We start from the raw sequence: 16,126 nt of genomic DNA, 5'->3' as shown, positions 1-16,126 counted from the left end.
GGGCGCGCATGACCGACGACACCTTGCAGAAGCTCGTCTCCGCGCGCGACTGGTGCCGCGAGGAGCTTGACGCGTGCACGGCCTTCTGGCTCGAGCACGGCATGGACCGCGAGAACGGCGGCGTGTACACCTGCCTCGACCGCACGGGCGAGATCTACTCCACCGACAAGAGCGTATGGATGCAGGGCCGCTGCGCCTGGACGTTCTCGCACCTGTGCCGCCTGTACGGCGAGCGCCCGGAATGGATGGCGGCTGCGAAGAGCTGCCTGGACTTCTTGGAGGAGCACTGCGTGAACCGCGAGGCGGGCGGCCGTTTGTACTTCACGGTGACGGCGGAGGGCGCGCCCCTGCGCCAGAGGCGCTACTGCTTCTCCGAGGGCTTCTACGCCATCGCGAACGCCGAGTATTACGGGCTGACGGGCGAGACCGAGCACCTGGAGCGCGCCCGGCGGGCGTATGAGATGATCTACAACCTGAACAACGGCCTGATCGAGGACCCCACAGGCCTCGGGCCGAAGACCATCCCCGAGACGCGCGCGGGCCGGGCGCTGGGAGATCCGATGATCTTCCTCAACATCATCGGCATCATGCGCCGCGTCGATCCCGCGAACACGGAGGAGTACGACCGCCATGCGCGCGAGTGCACCGACCGCATCGTGAACGAGCACTACCGCCCGGAGCTGGGCTGCACGCTGGAGAGCGTGAATCAGGAGGGGCAGCCGGAGCTCTGGTACACGGCCGGGCGCGTGGTGAACCCGGGGCACGACATCGAGTGCAGCTGGTTCATGATGGACGAGGCCAACTACCGCGGCGATGCGGAGTTGCACGCCACCGCCCGCGAGATTTTCCGCCTGGCCATCGAGGCCGGCTGGGACAAGGAGTACGAGGGCCTGCTGTACTTTATCGACGCCGAGGGCAAGCCCACCGAGGCCTACGAGCACGACATGAAGCTGTGGTGGCCGCACAACGAGATCATGATCGCCGCGTCGAAGGCCTACCGCGACACGGGCGATGCGTACTTCCTGGACTGGCTGCTGCGCACGATCGACTACTGCAAGGAGCACTTCGCCGACCCCGAGTACGGCGAATGGTACGGCTATCTGCGTCGCGACGGCAAGCCCACCATGCCGCCCACGAAGGGCTCCACGTTCAAGGGCCCCTTCCACGTGCCCCGCGCCCTGTCCATGACCGAACGAGTTTTGACCGAGTTGATTGGAGACTGACGACATGAACTACCTGGGTATCGAGTACGACGTTAAGAACATGCCCGTGCTGGACGAGGGGTTCATCCCGTTCGGCGTGTGGATGAAGGCCTACCTTGAGGGCGCCACCCGTCCCATCGCCGTGGCGGTGGAGCGCGAGGACGGGCTCATCTCCGTGCGCGAGAGCGCGATCCGCGGCGGCGAGTTCGCCGAGGCCGATCTGCGCTACGTGGAGCGCCTGGTGAAGTTCGTGCTGTGGAGCACGGGCGGGTTCCGCGTGTACCTGCGCGGCTGCGACGACATCGCGGAGAAGCTGGCCCAGGCGTACTCTCCGCAAGGCGAGCGCGCGTTCGATTACGGCTTCTTCGACGACGTGTACGAGAAGCCGCTCGAGGTGATCGCCTGCACGGAGGCCGACTTCCCCGCCGCCAACGAGGCCGCGAAGAAGATCGGCGGCCACATGGAGGGCTGCCGCATCGGCTTCGACGCCGGCGGGTCGGACCGCAAGGTGTCGGCCGTCATCGACGGCGAGTCGGTGTACTCCGAGGAAGTGGTGTGGTTCCCCAAGGTCACGGAGGATCCGGAGTACCACTTCAACGAGATCGTGACCGCGTTCAAGACGGCCGCGTCCAAGATGCCGCGCGTGGATGCCATCGGCGTGTCGTCGGCCGGCACGTTCGTGGGCAACAGCCCCATGGTGGCGAGCCTGTTCATCAAGGTGCCGCGCGAGCGGCGCGACGAGGTGAAGAGCATCTACGACCGCGCGGGCAAGGAGATCGGCGACGTGCCCCTGGTGGTGGCCAACGACGGCGACGTGACCGCGCTCGCCGGCTTCATGAGCACGGGCGCGGGCGACATCCTCGGCATCGCGATGGGCACGTCCGAAGCCGTGGGCTACGTGAACGACGAGGGCAACGTGCTCGGGTGGATCAACGAGCTGGCCTTCGCGCCGGTGGACCTGTCGCCTGACGCCATGCAGGACGAGTGGTCGACCGACTACGGCGTGGGCTGCAAGTACTTCAGCCAGGACGCCGTGATCAAGCTCTCGCCGGCCGCCGGCATCGAGCTGGACCCCTCGCTCTCCCCCGCCGAGAAGCTCAAGGTGGTACAGGGCCTGGCCAACGAGGGGCATGAGGGCGCACTCGACATCTTCCGCTCCATCGGCGTGTATCTGGCGCATACGCTCGTGCTGTACAGCTCGTTCTACGAGATCAAGACGCTCTTGGTGCTGGGCCGCGTGGCCTCCGGCGTGGGCGGCGACCTGGTCATCAGCGAGTGCAACCGCGTGCTGGCCGAGGAGTACCCCGAGCTCGCCGCGCAGATCAACGTGACGCTGCCCGACGAGATGATGCGCCGCGTCGGCCAGTCCGTCGCCGCCGCCTCCCTCCCCGAAGCGTAAAATGGCATAAAAGGGGACAGTCCCCTTTTATGCCAAAAAGGCCCGCGTCACATGGCGCGGGCCTTTCAATGTCCCAAATGGGGACAGTCCCTATTTGGGACATGTACACTTTTGCTATTCAATTCTCCATCATTTTGTACACATTTGGAATGCAGCCGGCGTGAGCCGCGACGCTGCCTTACCTGCGTTGCGCGGCTTTCGCGCGGTAGAGATCCTTGTCGGCTTTGTGGAGGAAGTCCTGCAGCGTGAGGATGCCCTCGTCGAAGGCTGCGCCGCCTGCGCTCACGTGCAGCTCATAGGGCGCTTCGGCGGCCGCATCGAGGGCGGCGAGCTCCGCGTTCAGCCGATCTGCCAGCGCGCCCGCGTCGCACGGCTCCGCAGAATCCCTCACCACCACGAACTCGTCGCCGCCGTAGCGCGCCACGAAGTCCGAGCTCCCCGCGCAGCAGCGGCGCAGGGCGTCGGCCACGCGCACGAGCGCCCGGTCGCCCTCCACGTGACCGTGCACGTCGTTGATGCGCTTGAACGAGTCCACGTCGACGATGAACAGGCACAGCGTCTGCCCCGCGTCGCGGTGCTTCATGCGCTGCGCCACGTGGCGCGCCAGCTGGCCGCGGTTGTTCAGCTGCGTGAGCGGGTCGAGCGAGATCTTCTGCTCCTGCATATCCAGGTACACCCACAGAAGCGCCACGGCCACGCCCACGCAGGTGAGCGGCACGTTGGGCGCGAACGCCTGCAGCGTGATGAACAGAAGCGGCAGCACGGCGAAGTACGTGAGCGCCAGATACTGCGAGCGCATGGCGAAGTTCTGCTTCTTGAGCGCGTACATGAGCGCGTGCGCGGCCGTGAACAGGCCGTATCCGTACACGATGGAGAACTGCACGAAGTACAGGCTGCCGCGATGGTAGCCGCCCTCCGCGTCGATGAAGAGCGCCCATCCGGTCCAATACGAGGATGCCACCAGCGCAAACGACACCATGAGCGGGATTGCGCACAGCACGAGCCGTCCGCGCGAGGCCACGAGGCGCGAACCCTGCACGCGCTCGGAGTAGACGAACCAGCAATAGCTGCCAAGCGACGCCATGGCGTAGTACGCCGCGTTGATGAGGAAGCTGCCGAGGGGCGCCGTGCGCAGGGTGCCCACGCTCACGAGCATCCACAGCATGTCGAGCGCCGAGGCGAGGATGCTCGCCGCCAGCACGCCCGAGAACCAGAACTGCCGGCTGCGCAGGTCGTCGCCGCGCAGCGTCTTCACGAGGACGAGTGCCAGAATGAGCAGGCACAGCAGGTTCACTTCGATGTAGATCAGCGATTGCATGCCCTCCGCCCCCCCCCTTCGCCTGAATCGCCTCGTCGCGCCGTAAAGTATACTCTAACGGTTCGGTTTTGGAAGAGGAAGGGCCCCGATCGCATGCGGTCGGGGCCCTTCGAGCGGTCGGCGATGCGGAGGCTAGCCGCAGCGCGCCTTGCGCCTGGCTGCCAGTGTCGCCGTCGCGGCGAGGGCTGCAAGGGCGAGGAGCGCGAACGGGAGCGTGCTGTCGCCGGTGGGAGCGAGGGCCGAACCCGCTCCCGTTCCGGTCGCGCCGCCCGCTTCGCTGCCGGTCTGCGTGTCGGAGCCGGGTGTCTGCCCGGGGTCGGTCGCGGGCACAGCCTTCCAAGCGGCGGAGATCATGTACGATTTGCCCACATCCGACTCGGTCATGCGCCGGGCGAAGTCGTAGGGCTGGCCTCCCAGGGTCCAGCCCGCCAGCGTGTGCCCGTCGCGCGCGACGTTCGCCGGCTCGGTCACCACGTCGCCGGGAAGCACGTTCTGCTGCGGCGCATCGCCCGTGCCGCCGGCCAGGTCGAACGTCACCTTCGCGCCGTTCTTGTAAAGCGTCTTCTGGTAGGTCTTGCCCGGCTCGCGCACGTAGCTGTTCTGGTAGCGCGTGCCGTTCGCGATCACGCTCACCACCGCGGGAGCCGCCGCGGGAGCCGGCGCAGCCGCAGGGGCCGGCGCGGCCAAGGCAGCGGGCGTCGCGACGGCAGGGGCGGCCGCGAACAAGGCGCGCGCCGGCGTCGGCGCGGTGGCGCTTCGCAGCACGGGCGCGGGGTTTCCGGAAGTCGCCGGCAGGAAGACCGTCGTCGAGCCCTTCTCGTCGGTGCGCCCTCCCGTGAAGTCGTACGAGCCGCCTTCGATCGCGCCGCCGTCCAGCTCCAACGATTGCCCGGTGCCTTCCAGGACGAACGTGTTCGGGTACACCTTCTGGCCTTGGCCGTTCACCATCTGCGTGTCGGAAAGCGCCTCCCCACCCGCGAGGTTATAGGTTCCACCATTCACGATCACGCCGTTTGCCAGCCGGGTTCCGAACAGGTAGGCGGACTTCGCCGCCTCGGTCGACAAGTTTGCCTCGAGCGTGCCGCTTTCGAACTGGATGGGCCCGTTGAACCCCGCTCCTCCGAAGATCGCGTAGGTCGCATTGTGCGAGGCCTTCGACTTGTCCAAGCCGATCGTGCTGTTCTGGACCGAGATGCGCTGCCCGCCGAGGCTCATGTTCTGCTGCACCGGCGCGGCCGATCCTATGAGGGCGACCGCGTTCGTATGCCATCCGCTCAGCGGGGCGGACGCGATGCTCGCGTTCGATATTTTTATCGTGTTCGCCTGCCCGTACTCCCCGCCGCCGAGGGAGGTCGCGTTGACGCCCGGGGTCAGATGGTAGGTGCCGCCGTTGAGTGCGATGTCTCCCCCGTTGCCGAAGCGGAACTCGCCGTTCAAGATGACGGAGCCCCCGCCGCCGACGGCAGCCGCGCGCTCTCCTCCCTTGGCCTCGATGCTTACATTGCCTTCGAAGTGGATGTTTCCTCCTGCAAAGCCTCGTGAACCGCCGATGCCGGCCCCGCGCTCCCCTCCCTTGGCGACGATGCCGGCGTTGCCTCCAAAGAAGATGTTCCCTCCCGGATTGCCGGACGAGCCGCCGATACCGGCCGAGTAGACGTTGCCTTCGGCGTAGACCTGGGCGTTGTCCGAGACGCTGATGGAGTTCCTGGCTCCATCCCCGCTGCCGCCCTCGATGCTTGGACCCGATCCTATGGCAGTCGCGAATGCGCCGCCATAGGCGAAGACGCGAGCCTGCTCCTTGATGGCGATGCTGCCGGCGGCCGAGCCCAGCCCGCCGCCAAGCCCGGCACCTCCTTCTCCGCCCGTCGTCTTGACGTACGCGTGTCCGCCGATGGTTATCTCGCCGCCGTCGCGCACGCCCGCGGTCACGCCGGTGTCGGCGAAGGTGCTGCTGCCTATGCCCGCCGAATGTCGACCGCCTTGGATGTTCTCGAAGTGGGCGTTGCCGCCAATGTACACCCTGCCGCCCGACGCGGCCGCTCCGCCGCCGATAGCCGCGCCGAACACGCCGCCGACCACTTCGGGGAACGTTCCGCCGCCGATCTCGACGCGGGGCGCGTGGTAGGCCCCGCCGCCGATGGCCGCTCCGCGGAAACCGCCGTAGGCGGAGATGACGCCGTGCTTGATAGCGACGATTCCCCCGTCCTCGTCGGTCTTGGGCTGCGGCGCGCCGAACCGGTTGATGCACGCCCCGCTTCCGATGCCCGCGCCGCCGAAATACTCCGCTTGATTGCTGTAGGGGAAGAACAGGCTCTTCTGGCCTCCGCGCGCTATCAAGGTGACTTCGTCGGTGCTCTGCTGCGAGTCGCGCATGAAGCTCATCTTCCCGTTCGTCTGGCCGAACGCGCCCCCGATGCCCGCGGCGCCCTCGCCACCTTGAACGCTCACCGTTCCCCGACCGGAATCCATGAGGAACCGGGCCTCCGCGCCGTTCGGCACCTCGATGCCCGCATGATCGACGCCGCCCGTGAACGAGCAATCGCCGACGAAGCCGAATCGGGGCAACGCGCCCGGCTCGAGGGCCACGGGAGCGGCCGCGCGCTCGCTCAGGTCGATCTGCACCCCTTGCAGCGTGACGTTCGCCTCCACGTACGCCTTGACGACGATGCCGTCGGTCTTCGTCGTGGCTCCGGGTTGTTTCATGCGTATGGTAAGAGGCGTTGACGTGAGCACGGTGAGCGCGCGGATGCCCCCGTTTTGCTGAACGTCCTTCGGATACGTGTAATCGACGCCTTCCGTGCCGCCCTGCACGACGAAGGCGCGCCCATCGATCACGGGCCCTTGGTACTGCTCCGGCAGCACGGTGGCGGACTTTTCGGTGGAGAAGCCAGGGAGGCTCTGGTTTCCCACGAGGGCGAAATCGTAGCGGCCCTCTTCTCCCGATGGGTTGTCGGCCGTGCCTTCGACGGGATCCTTCCACCCGTCGGGCCTATCCAGCACCAGCAGATTCCCCGTGTCCACGCCCACGCCGTTCAAATCGTCGGCGATGCCCTGGAGCCATGCGTTCCTAACCCATGCGGCGGTGGCTTCTGCGCTGTAATCGACCGCGACCGCGTCGACTTCGCACGGGGCGTTTTCGATGATCTGGTACGCCGCGCTGTAATCGAAAGCGGCCGCCGGCGCAACGCCGCTCTCCGTCGCTGGATTGTCCGCGACGAGCGGATCGTCGGCGAAGGCCGCGGCGGGCAGCAACGGCGCGAAGGCGAGCGTCAGCGCCAGAAGCGCGCCGAGGACGGTCTTCGCAGGTCGGTCGAAAGCTTTCATGGCAATCCTTCCGAAAAATCTTATCTCCGACGCGGATCCTTCTTCCCTACCCGCGTCCCCTGAGCCGCGCGAGAGCGAGGGACGCGGCGGCGGCCGGCATCGTCATGCGCCGCCCCTCCCATCCGTCCGCGCCCTTCGCGAACGTGTTTTTCTGCTCAGCATATTATCCAGCATCGGGAGGTCTTACCCCCTACATGAAACGGAGGCAAATCATGTACTGTCTTGAGGAATTCTTCACGTGACCTATAAGCGTTTCATCAGGTGTTTCGATCACATGATTGCGAAAAGGAGCCCGTTGGCGAAACGAAACGGCCCTCCGCGCGGCCGCTGCGGCGGGACGGGGCGCTACCAGAGCATGTAGGCGTGCAGCTCTTCCTTCGTCTTGATGCCCAGCTTGCGGTACACGCTGGACAGGTACTTCCCCACGGTGTTGGACGACAGCCCCATGTGATCGGCGATCTGCTGGTAGCTCCATCCGCGATCGGCCAGCATGGCGGCGGTGAACTCCGTGGTGGTGAGGTCGTCGGCCACCGGGTGCCCGGTGTCGGGGTTGTGCACCTTCCTCCAGCCGCTGCTGAAGCGGTAGGTAATGGCGATGACGCGCTCGTAGTCCTCAGGGCTGCGGGTGCGCAGCTCGGCCTCGATCAGCCCCTGCAGCAGGCCGTGGTGCTCGCCGAACGCCTCGATCAGGTCGTCCGGCCCCGCTATCCCCCACGCTCGCCAGAAGTGCTCGCGGGCCTCTTCCGTCCGCTTCGCGTTCATGGCGCAGACGGCGGCCATCACGTGCAGGTAGACCGCCGGGATGGGGTACAGCCTGTCGCACCACGCCAGCGCGGTTTCGACGGACCCCAGCGCGCGCTCGTAGTCTTTCTCCAGGTAGGCTTGGTGGGCCAGGATGTAGCAGGCGTACTGCTTCAGGCCGTCGGGCAGGCAGCGCAGGCTGTCGCGCAGCGGCGGGATGTCCTGGTAGGGCAGGTGGAGCAGCACGCTCGCCATCGCGGCGGCGAAGACGCAGGCGGCTTTCGTGGAGCCCTCCATCTCCCGGCTCTTGAGGGGCTCGAGCGTCTCGCGGATGCCCTCAAAGGCAAACCGCGCCGAGTTGATGCGGCCCAGGCTCAGGTTGGCGAACCCGTACACGATGGCGGCGGTCAGCCTCTTCTTGAGGCCGCCGCGCCGCAGGTACGGCTCCGCGGCCTCCGCCGCCTCCTCCGCCCGGCCGCTGAAGTAGTAGAACTCCGCCCAGGCGAGGGGCTGGCTCGCCTCGGGGAGGCGCGCGATGAACTCCTCGCAGCGCCCCAGGGGGAAGGCGCTCGCGGTCAGCGGCATGAAGGGCTCCGCTTCGACGAGGGGCCGCAAGGCCTCCGCGCCCTCCGACGCCTCGGGCCTCTCCGCGTCGGCGGGGATGAGCCACGACCGACCCTCGCGCCGCGCCGTCGGCACCTGGCCCTCCCGGCACAGCTGCTGCACGCGGCGCGCTGTCATACCCCACTTCCGCGCCGCCTCCTTGGTTGAAAGGTAGGTCGCGTCCTCCATCGCTATTCCTGCAACACCTTGCCGCGCAGGACGACGGCGCGCACGTCGAGCGTCTCCTTGTCCAGCAGGACGGCGTCGGCCACCTTGCCGGGTTCGAGGCTGCCGCGCTCGGCGTCCAGGCCGAGGGCGCGGGCGGGGTTCGCGGAGGCGGCCTTCACGGCGCTCGCCAGCGGGATGCCCATGTCGCGCACGGCCACGGTCAGGCAGCGCATGAGGTCGCTCACCGAGCCCGCGAGCGCGCCGTTGTCGATGGTGGCCACAGGGCCGCGCACCGTGACGTCCTGGCCGCCCAGGTCGTAGGTGCCGTCCTTAAGGCCGGCGGCGCGCAGCGTGTCGCTGATGAGGATCATGCGGTCGTCGCCGAACAGCTGGAAGGCCAGGCGCACCATGGCGGGATGGATGTGCACGCCGTCGGCGATGATCTCGGCCGTCACCTCACCGTGCTCGACGGCGGCGGGGATGGGACCGGGCTTGCGGTGGTGCATGGGGTCCATGGCGTTGTACAGGTGCGTGAGCTGGCGCGCGCCCAGCTCGAAGGCGCGAGCGGCCGTGTCGTAGTCGGTGCAGGTGTGCGCGAGCGAGATGCGCACCTCGCTCGCCATCTCGCGGATGAACTCCTCGGCGCCCGGCTCCTCCGGCGCGATGTCCACGAGCTTGAACAGGCCGCCGGCGGCCTTTTGCAGGCGGCGGAACTCCTCGGCGGAGGGGTTGCGCACGTAGTCGGGGTTCTGCGCGCCCACCTTGCTCGGTGAGATGAAGGGGCCCTCCATGTTGATGCCCACGAGCGCCGCCTCGTTCGCGGCCGGCTCGTAGGCCGCCGCGGCCTGCGCCGCGCGCGTCAGGACGTCCTCGGGCAGCGTCATCGTGGCCGGACACATGGCCGTGACGCCGCGCGAGGCCTCGTAGGCGCCCATCTTGTGCAGACCGTCCAGGTCGCCGTCGCTGATGTCGGCGCCCGCGCTGCCGTGGAAGTGCAGGTCCACGAGGCCCGGAATCACATAGCAGCCGGCCGCATCGATCGCCTCGCCGCCCTCCACGCGCGCGGCTTCCTCCACGAAGCGGCCGTCCGCCGCGTACACATCGCGCTCGACGAACCCTTCGCCGTCGAACACGCTTCCGTTGACGATGCGCATAAGTCGCTCTCCTTCCGAACTGCCTCAAGCAGGTGATTTTCGCAGGGACATTATAGCGCCTCATCGGCTTTCTTTCGCCGACTGCTGCGGAAGGTTGGCGACGATTCGTCCCTTCTTCGCGAAATCGAGGGTCGAACTGCACGGAAATCGCCGCCCTGAAGCTCTGAAGGAGCCTGCGAGGCCCTTTAAAGCGACCCAGCATCACCACTTGATGCGTTTGCCCAGGTCGCGAAACGCAATGTTCGTCCACGCCGGCCCTGCGAGCTTCAGGGCGGCGATTTCCGTGCATCCGAGGAGCGAAATCCTTGAAGGACACCAGGTACACCGAGGCGCGCCCGCCGCAATCCGGCCCCTTGCCGTCAGCGGCATTTCGCCCTCGGTTGCGGTATCATCCTCGGTGACCATGCTTCGAAGGGGACGGGGAAGGCTGTGGGAGGAAAACGCAAAAGCTCGTATACCTGGACGTCGTTCGGATTCATCGTGCTCGTACTCGTATACCAGCGCGTCTACAGCTTCTACACCACCATCTCGATGGATTACCAGGTGATCATCGGCTTCGCCTCCGCCGCCGCCTGGATCGTGCTGCTCGCTCTCAGCCGACTCGGAAGAGAACGGCCCGGGCTCTACTTCATCTGCTCGCTTGCTTTGCTCGTGGCGGCGTTCGGCACGCAGGAGGCGTACGTGGTGCTGTTCGATCAGGGAGTGGAGAACGATGTCCTCCTACTGCTTTCTTCCGCGTTGTTCTCATGCGGGTTTGCTCTATACTGCCGGCTGTGGCTGCTTGTCTACCAGGGGAAGTCCCTGCAGAGCACACTCATCTACCTTTCTGGTTCCTCCGCCCTTTCAGCTGTCGTCGCCTGTCTGCCGCCGCTCGTGCTCGGGTCTTCCTCGGCGGGCGGCGCTACCGCGTTTGCCATTCGCCTTGCCGTGGTGGCCGCATCGTTTTGGTGCCTGAGGAAAGAGCTCCACGCGGGCGCTGCGGAAGAGGATGCGCTATCCGAGTCTGCGGCGGCGCCCGCACGCGAGGTCTGGAGCGCCGTCAAGCTGGTGGTCATCGCCGCGTTCGCCGCCCGCTTTGTACAGGGACTGCTCGTCATGAATGAAGTCGGCTACCGCGACTACGGCGCCTACGCGCTCCTCATCGCCTCGCCGCTCGTGTCCGCAGCCGTGATCGTGCTCGCCCGAAGGCTCGGCTCGCGCTCCGGTTTCATCTCGTCGCTCTATTGGGTGCTCGCCACCTGCTCGATCGTCGTGCTGCTCGTGGTGGCCGCCGTATCCGACAGCTCCATCAGCTTTCTCTGGGTGCTGCTGTTCGCCGTGTACGCCCAGATCGATGTGGCCTTCATGGGCATCCTCGCCTCGGTGCGCTCGGTGTTCGGCTCTTCGTTCATCGGCCTGACATGCGTCCTCTTTTGCGCGAAGGACTTCGTGTTCGCCCTCGGACGCATGATGCGCGATGCCGTCGACGTGCCCACCGGATGCCTGATCTGCGTCATCGTGCTGTTGGCCGTGACGGTGTTCGAGTTTGTGGTCTACCTGCTGCAAACCCTCAAGAACTCCCACGAAAGCGATGAGCCCTCCTCCATCCCCGCAGCCCTCTGCGCCTCTATCGCCGCCCGCTACGACCTCACCCCGCGTGAGAGCGAGGTGCTTTACGCGCTTTTGCAGGGCCGCAGCTACACGAACATCGGGCATCGGCTCTTCATCTCGAAGTCAACCGTGAAGACGCACGCGAACCACATCTACGCCAAGATGGGCGTGGGCACCCGCGACGAGCTTATCGACCTTCTCGAACCCCGTCCCGCTGAACTGGGACGATAACAATATCAACCTTTTGAGCGACCCTTCGCAGGAGCAAATCGAGCCATTGAGCAATGGCGGATCCCCTTCTTTCGTCCTACGGTGGCCCCAGGTGCCGCACGAGGTGCCGACAAGGAGAACGGAAGAAGGGAGATAGTCATGACCGCATCGAACGCAGGTTTGACGAGAAGGGGATTTCTCACCGGAGCCGCCGCAACCGCCGCGAGCGGGCTTCTGGCAGGAGGAATGCTGACTGGATGCGCCCCGCAGGAGAAGGCGCCCGTCGAGCAGGGAGGCGGCTCGAGCGCCGCGCCCGCAGCCGACGAGTCGATCGAGATCCGCCAAGCGCCGGCGAAGCTGAACCCCCAGGACGAGGGCTTCCGCGACAACACCACCGATTTCGCCACCCTGTTCTCGCCCGTGAAGATCGGGTCGCTCGAGCTTTCCAACCGCATGGTGAAATCGGCCGCCGGCTCCGACACGCAGAACAACGAGGAGGAGATCGTCGCCTACTACCGCAGCTTCGCGCAGGGCGGCATCGACCTGGTGTGGATGGAGGATTGCGCCGACAAGTACGAGCACTTCCCCAACGCGCGCGCCCGCTCCGTCGACGAGATCCCGTTCCAGCGCATCGCCGACGCCATCCACGAGGAGGGCGCCTACGTGGGCTACCAGATCTCGTGCATGGGCATCGCATTCAGCGGCACGCAGAAGGACGGGTCGGGCCAGTTCGCCTCGGCCGTGGCAGGCGACTTGACGCGCGAGGAGATCGACCTCGTCATCGCCGACACCGTGGCGGCCGCCAAGATGCTGAAGGAGCGGGGCTTCGATGCCGTGGAGATCAACGCGGCCGGCAACAACCTGGGGCAGTCGTTCTTCTCGCGCATGCGCAATCACCGCGACGACGAGTATGGCCCGCAGTCGTTCGAGAACCGCGCCCGCCTCGTCTGCGACATGATTGAAGGCATCAAGAAGGAGTGCGGCACCGATTTCGTCGTGCAGGTGCTCATCAACGGCATCGAGGAGAACGACCAGACGCTCGGCGACAGCTCGCTCATGACCACCGTCGAGGAGAACCTTGAGATCGCGAAGATGCTGGAAGCCGCCGGCGCGGACGCCCTGCACGTACGCCTCGGGCCGCTAGGAATGCACGTCTGCCAGTTCGCGTCGGATCTGTACTTCACCGGCTACGGCATCGACGGCACCACCGCCTACGGCACCCAGTTCGACTTCTCGCGTCATTGGGAAGGCAAGCTGATCAGCGACCATTCCGGCTGCGGCATGATGCTCGACGTGGCGCGCGAGTTCAAGGAGGCCGTGTCCATCCCCATCGGCACCGTCACGTATATGGACCCTGCGCACGCCCCCGATTACTTCGAGGCCGCGCTCGACGAGGGCAAGGTGGACTTCCTGCTGATGAACCGCCCGCTCACCGTGGATCCGCAGTATCCGGTCAAGCTCAAGGAAGGCCGCCTCGACGAGATCGCGCCGTGCACGCGCTGCCTGCACTGCCACTTCGACTACGGCGAGGACGGCAAGACCTACGAGCACTGCCGCGTCAACGCCTGCACGCAGCGCGCCTTCCGCGACGCCATGCCCGAAGGATTCGACCTCCCGCCTGCGAGCGGCTCGAAGAACGTCATGGTGATCGGCGGCGGCCCCGCCGGCATGGAGGCCGCCCGCATCGCGGCGCTGCGCGGACATGCGGTCACGCTGTACGAGAAGAGCGGCGCCGTGGGCGGGCTGCTCGACTTCGCGCACGCCGTGAAGGGCCCGCACGAGAACCTGGACGACCTGCGCGCCTACCTCGCGCGCCAGCTAGAGCTGACCGGTGTGAACGTGGTCACCGGCAAAGAGGTGGACGCGGCGTTCATTTCCGAGCAGAAGCCCGACGCGGTGGTGGTGGCCGTGGGTGGCCTGCGCGACACGCTCGGACTGACCGAGACGGCCGGCACGAAGGTGGTCGCGCTGCCCGACTTCCTCACCGCCGACATCGGCGACAAGGTGGCCATCGTCGGATCGAACGCGCAGGCGGTGGACACCGCGCTGTACCTGATGGCCCAGGGCAAGCACGTGACCATGATCACGCCCGATGCCATGGAGGCCTTCGACAAAGGCCAGTCGAACTGGGTGAAGACCTTCGTGAAGCCCGCCCTCCTCGCCCGCGGCATGCGCGTGTGGCCGCAGGCGAAGATTGCCTCGGTGGGCGACGGCGAGATCACGTTCACCGGCGAGACGGGCGCGGAGATTACCATCGCATGCGACACCGTCATCGAGGCCATGGACATGCTGCCGAACGCCTCGCTCGCCGACGGGTTGTCCGGCATCGAGGCGCACGTAGTGGGCGACGCCGCCAAGCCGTGGAACATCGCCGAAGCCATCGCCGCCGGCAACCTGGCGGGCCGCGCGCTCTGACGAATCAGGGAGGGGACCGCAAGACGTGACCCCCTCCCCCCGGGTTGCGCATGGGGCGGCATCTTTTACCAAGATGCCGCCCTGCTTTTCGCTCGAGGCAGTCCCGTGCGCCTCATTCGCCGATTTCTGGGCAAAAATTGCGGTAAAGGGACGCCGCAGGCTATCCCGAAAGGGCTTTCGGCACCTGAGCGCGAACCCTTGGAATTCGACTCCTCGCCGACCAGCGGAAACGCCGACGCTGCTTTCCAGACATGCGGCAAAGCGGAACTTTACCGCAAATTCTGCTCAAAAAACGGCGATTCCGTCGCACCGGCCCTTAGCGAAGGGCCGGTGCCGTCGTCCTTACAGCATCACCATGGCCGCGGTGAGCACGACCACGCTCGCTAGGCCGATGACGATGATGGGCTTCACGGCCCACTTCAGCCAGGTGCCGTACTCCACCTTGGCCATCATCAGGCCGGGCAGGAACGCCGCCGTGGGGCTGAACAGGTTCGCAAGGCCGTTCGCCGCTACGAAGATCATCACCATGACGTCGGGCGAGAACCCGAGCGACGTGGCGAGCGAGCCCATGATGGGCATGGAAAGCGTCGCCAGCGCCGAGGTGGACGTGATGATGAACGAGAGCCCCAGGAAGATGAGGTAGCACACCGGCGCGAACACGAAGGCGCTCGAGCCCGCGAGCAGATGCGAGGCGTTGTCGAGGATCATGACGTCGAGGTGCGTCGCGGCCATGAGGATGGAGATGGCGCGCGCGAGGCCCACGACCAGCGCCACGCCCACCATGTCGGCGGCGCCGTCGATCCACGCGTCCACGATCTGGCGCTCGGACATGCGCGCCACCACGCCGATGACGATGGACATGACGAGGAACCACACCGACGCGTCCTTGAAGTACCACTCGCCCAGAGGCGCGCCCGTCACCCATGCGCTCCACGGCAGCACCGTCCACGCCTCGGCGGCCTCGTCGTACACGCCGCCCAGCGTGAAGATATCCACGCCGAAGCTCTGCCACGGGATGAACCCGATGATCATGATCAAAAACGACAGGCCGAACAGCGCGAGCGCGACGGCCTGCGTGCGCGTCATGGCCGGCGTCGATTCGCCCTCCTGGGCCTTCTCGCCCTTCTGCGCCTCGGTGCCGAACGCCTGCTGCATGGCTTTCTGCTCCTGCAGCGACAGGATGGTGGAGCCCTTCTCCGCCTTCACCTTGCGCGCGTAGCGCATGACGAAGAACACCGCCAGCGCGTAGGAGGCCGCCAGAAGCACGAGGCCCAGCACGATGCTGACGCCCGGGTTGGCCTCGATGCCCACGCCCTTGAGCGTGTCGATGGCCACGCCGTTGGCGAACGGGTTCACCGTGGAGCCGAGGCAGCCCACGCCGGCGCCCAAGAGCACGGTGGCCACGGCCACCATCGTGTCGAAGCCGGCCGCCACCATGGTGAGCGAGAGCAGCGCGTAGAACGGCACGGCCTCCTCGCAGAAGCCGTACGAGCTGCCGAGCAGCGCGAAGATGGCCATGATGATGGGGATGAGCAGCAGCTCGTGGCCGTGCATCTTGCGCACGAGCGCCGTGATGCCGGCGTCGAGCGCGCCGATCTTCGTGACCATCCCCAAGCAGCCGCCGAGGATGAGCAGGAAGAACGAGATCTCGGCCGCATCGATCAGGCCCTCCACCGACGAATCGAGGATCTCGGGCAGCGTGGCGGCCGTCACCTGCGGCGTGATGAACGAGCACACCACGGTGGCCAAGCCCACGATGATGATGATGATGAACAGGATGCTGTAGGAGGACAGCGGCTCGCGCTGCTTCTTCTCCTTCTTGACCGCTTCGTCAGGCATTGGATCCCCCTTCTCCCAGGAAAAGGCCGCGCGGGATGAAAGATCCCCGGCCAGGAGAAAGTATAGAACAGGGCGCGCGGACACCGGAGCATGCAGCGCTCATTGAATCACCCGTTGAACCCCCAGTCGCCGGCCGCGCCGGCCCTCCCCCGGCGCGGCCGCT

General features: G+C 66.5%; 9 protein-coding genes. 4 read left to right on the top strand and 5 right to left on the bottom strand.

Translation table 11 applies throughout. The features are described 5' to 3' along the window. Window positions 1-8: 8 nt before the first annotated feature. Together FX134_RS13620 and FX134_RS13615 are read left to right on the top strand one after the other, a co-directional pair. Window positions 9-1,223 carry an AGE family epimerase/isomerase gene (locus tag FX134_RS13620; protein WP_080803102.1) on the top strand — a complete coding sequence of 405 codons (1,215 nt, stop codon included), beginning with the start codon at window positions 9-11 and terminating at the stop codon, window positions 1,221-1,223. A gap of 4 nt (window positions 1,224-1,227) precedes the next feature. After that, complete coding sequence (locus tag FX134_RS13615) at window positions 1,228-2,601, top strand: ROK family protein (RefSeq protein ID WP_080803099.1); 1,374 nt, start codon at window positions 1,228-1,230, stop codon at window positions 2,599-2,601. A gap of 178 nt (window positions 2,602-2,779) precedes the next feature. Here FX134_RS13615 and FX134_RS13610 read toward each other — a convergent pair whose 3' ends face one another. The 4 genes from FX134_RS13610 to nagA form a co-directional block, all read right to left on the bottom strand. Further along, window positions 2,780-3,919, bottom strand: a complete 1,140-nt coding sequence (locus FX134_RS13610; RefSeq protein ID WP_080803096.1) for a GGDEF domain-containing protein — start codon at window positions 3,917-3,919, stop codon at window positions 2,780-2,782. A 132-nt stretch (window positions 3,920-4,051) separates the two neighbouring features. Further along, entirely contained in the window at window positions 4,052-7,243 is a 3,192-nt protein-coding gene (locus FX134_RS13605) for an InlB B-repeat-containing protein (RefSeq protein ID WP_080803094.1), read from the bottom strand. Between the two features lie 345 nt (window positions 7,244-7,588). Then, window positions 7,589-8,776, bottom strand: a complete 1,188-nt coding sequence (locus FX134_RS14650; protein ID WP_172623497.1) for a helix-turn-helix domain-containing protein — start codon at window positions 8,774-8,776, stop codon at window positions 7,589-7,591. A gap of 2 nt (window positions 8,777-8,778) precedes the next feature. After that, window positions 8,779-9,909 (bottom strand): N-acetylglucosamine-6-phosphate deacetylase, encoded by a 1,131-nt coding sequence (gene nagA / locus FX134_RS13595; RefSeq protein WP_080803091.1) that lies wholly within the window; start codon window positions 9,907-9,909, stop codon window positions 8,779-8,781. 429 nt (window positions 9,910-10,338) lie between these two features. Between nagA and FX134_RS13590 the strand changes: the two genes are divergently transcribed. Further along, on the top strand, window positions 10,339-11,730 hold the full coding sequence (locus tag FX134_RS13590; RefSeq protein ID WP_080803088.1) for a response regulator transcription factor: 1,392 nt from the start codon (window positions 10,339-10,341) through the stop codon (window positions 11,728-11,730). A gap of 138 nt (window positions 11,731-11,868) precedes the next feature. Next, entirely contained in the window at window positions 11,869-14,124 is a 2,256-nt protein-coding gene (locus tag FX134_RS13585; RefSeq protein ID WP_080803085.1) for an oxidoreductase, read from the top strand. Between the two features lie 342 nt (window positions 14,125-14,466). On the opposite strand, the gene FX134_RS13580 is transcribed toward FX134_RS13585, so the two are convergent. Beyond that, window positions 14,467-15,963 carry a YfcC family protein gene (locus tag FX134_RS13580; RefSeq protein WP_080803082.1) on the bottom strand — a complete coding sequence of 499 codons (1,497 nt, stop codon included), beginning with the start codon at window positions 15,961-15,963 and terminating at the stop codon, window positions 14,467-14,469. Window positions 15,964-16,126 lie beyond the last annotated feature (163 nt).

This window comes from Arabiibacter massiliensis (assembly GCF_902386925.1).
GTDB lineage: Bacteria > Actinomycetota > Coriobacteriia > Coriobacteriales > Eggerthellaceae > Arabiibacter > Arabiibacter massiliensis.
This window is presented reverse-complemented; position numbering and strand designations above follow the sequence as displayed.

Coding starts and splice junctions, on each gene's coding strand:
- FX134_RS13620 (WP_080803102.1), top strand. CDS start 9: ATGACCGACGACACCTTGCAGAAGCTCGTCTCCGCGCGCGACTGGTGC.
- FX134_RS13615 (WP_080803099.1), top strand. CDS start 1,228: ATGAACTACCTGGGTATCGAGTACGACGTTAAGAACATGCCCGTGCTG.
- FX134_RS13610 (WP_080803096.1), bottom strand. CDS start 3,919: ATGCAATCGCTGATCTACATCGAAGTGAACCTGCTGTGCCTGCTCATT.
- FX134_RS13605 (WP_080803094.1), bottom strand. CDS start 7,243: ATGAAAGCTTTCGACCGACCTGCGAAGACCGTCCTCGGCGCGCTTCTG.
- FX134_RS14650 (WP_172623497.1), bottom strand. CDS start 8,776: ATGGAGGACGCGACCTACCTTTCAACCAAGGAGGCGGCGCGGAAGTGG.
- nagA (WP_080803091.1), bottom strand. CDS start 9,909: ATGCGCATCGTCAACGGAAGCGTGTTCGACGGCGAAGGGTTCGTCGAG.
- FX134_RS13585 (WP_080803085.1), top strand. CDS start 11,869: ATGACCGCATCGAACGCAGGTTTGACGAGAAGGGGATTTCTCACCGGA.
- FX134_RS13580 (WP_080803082.1), bottom strand. CDS start 15,963: ATGCCTGACGAAGCGGTCAAGAAGGAGAAGAAGCAGCGCGAGCCGCTG.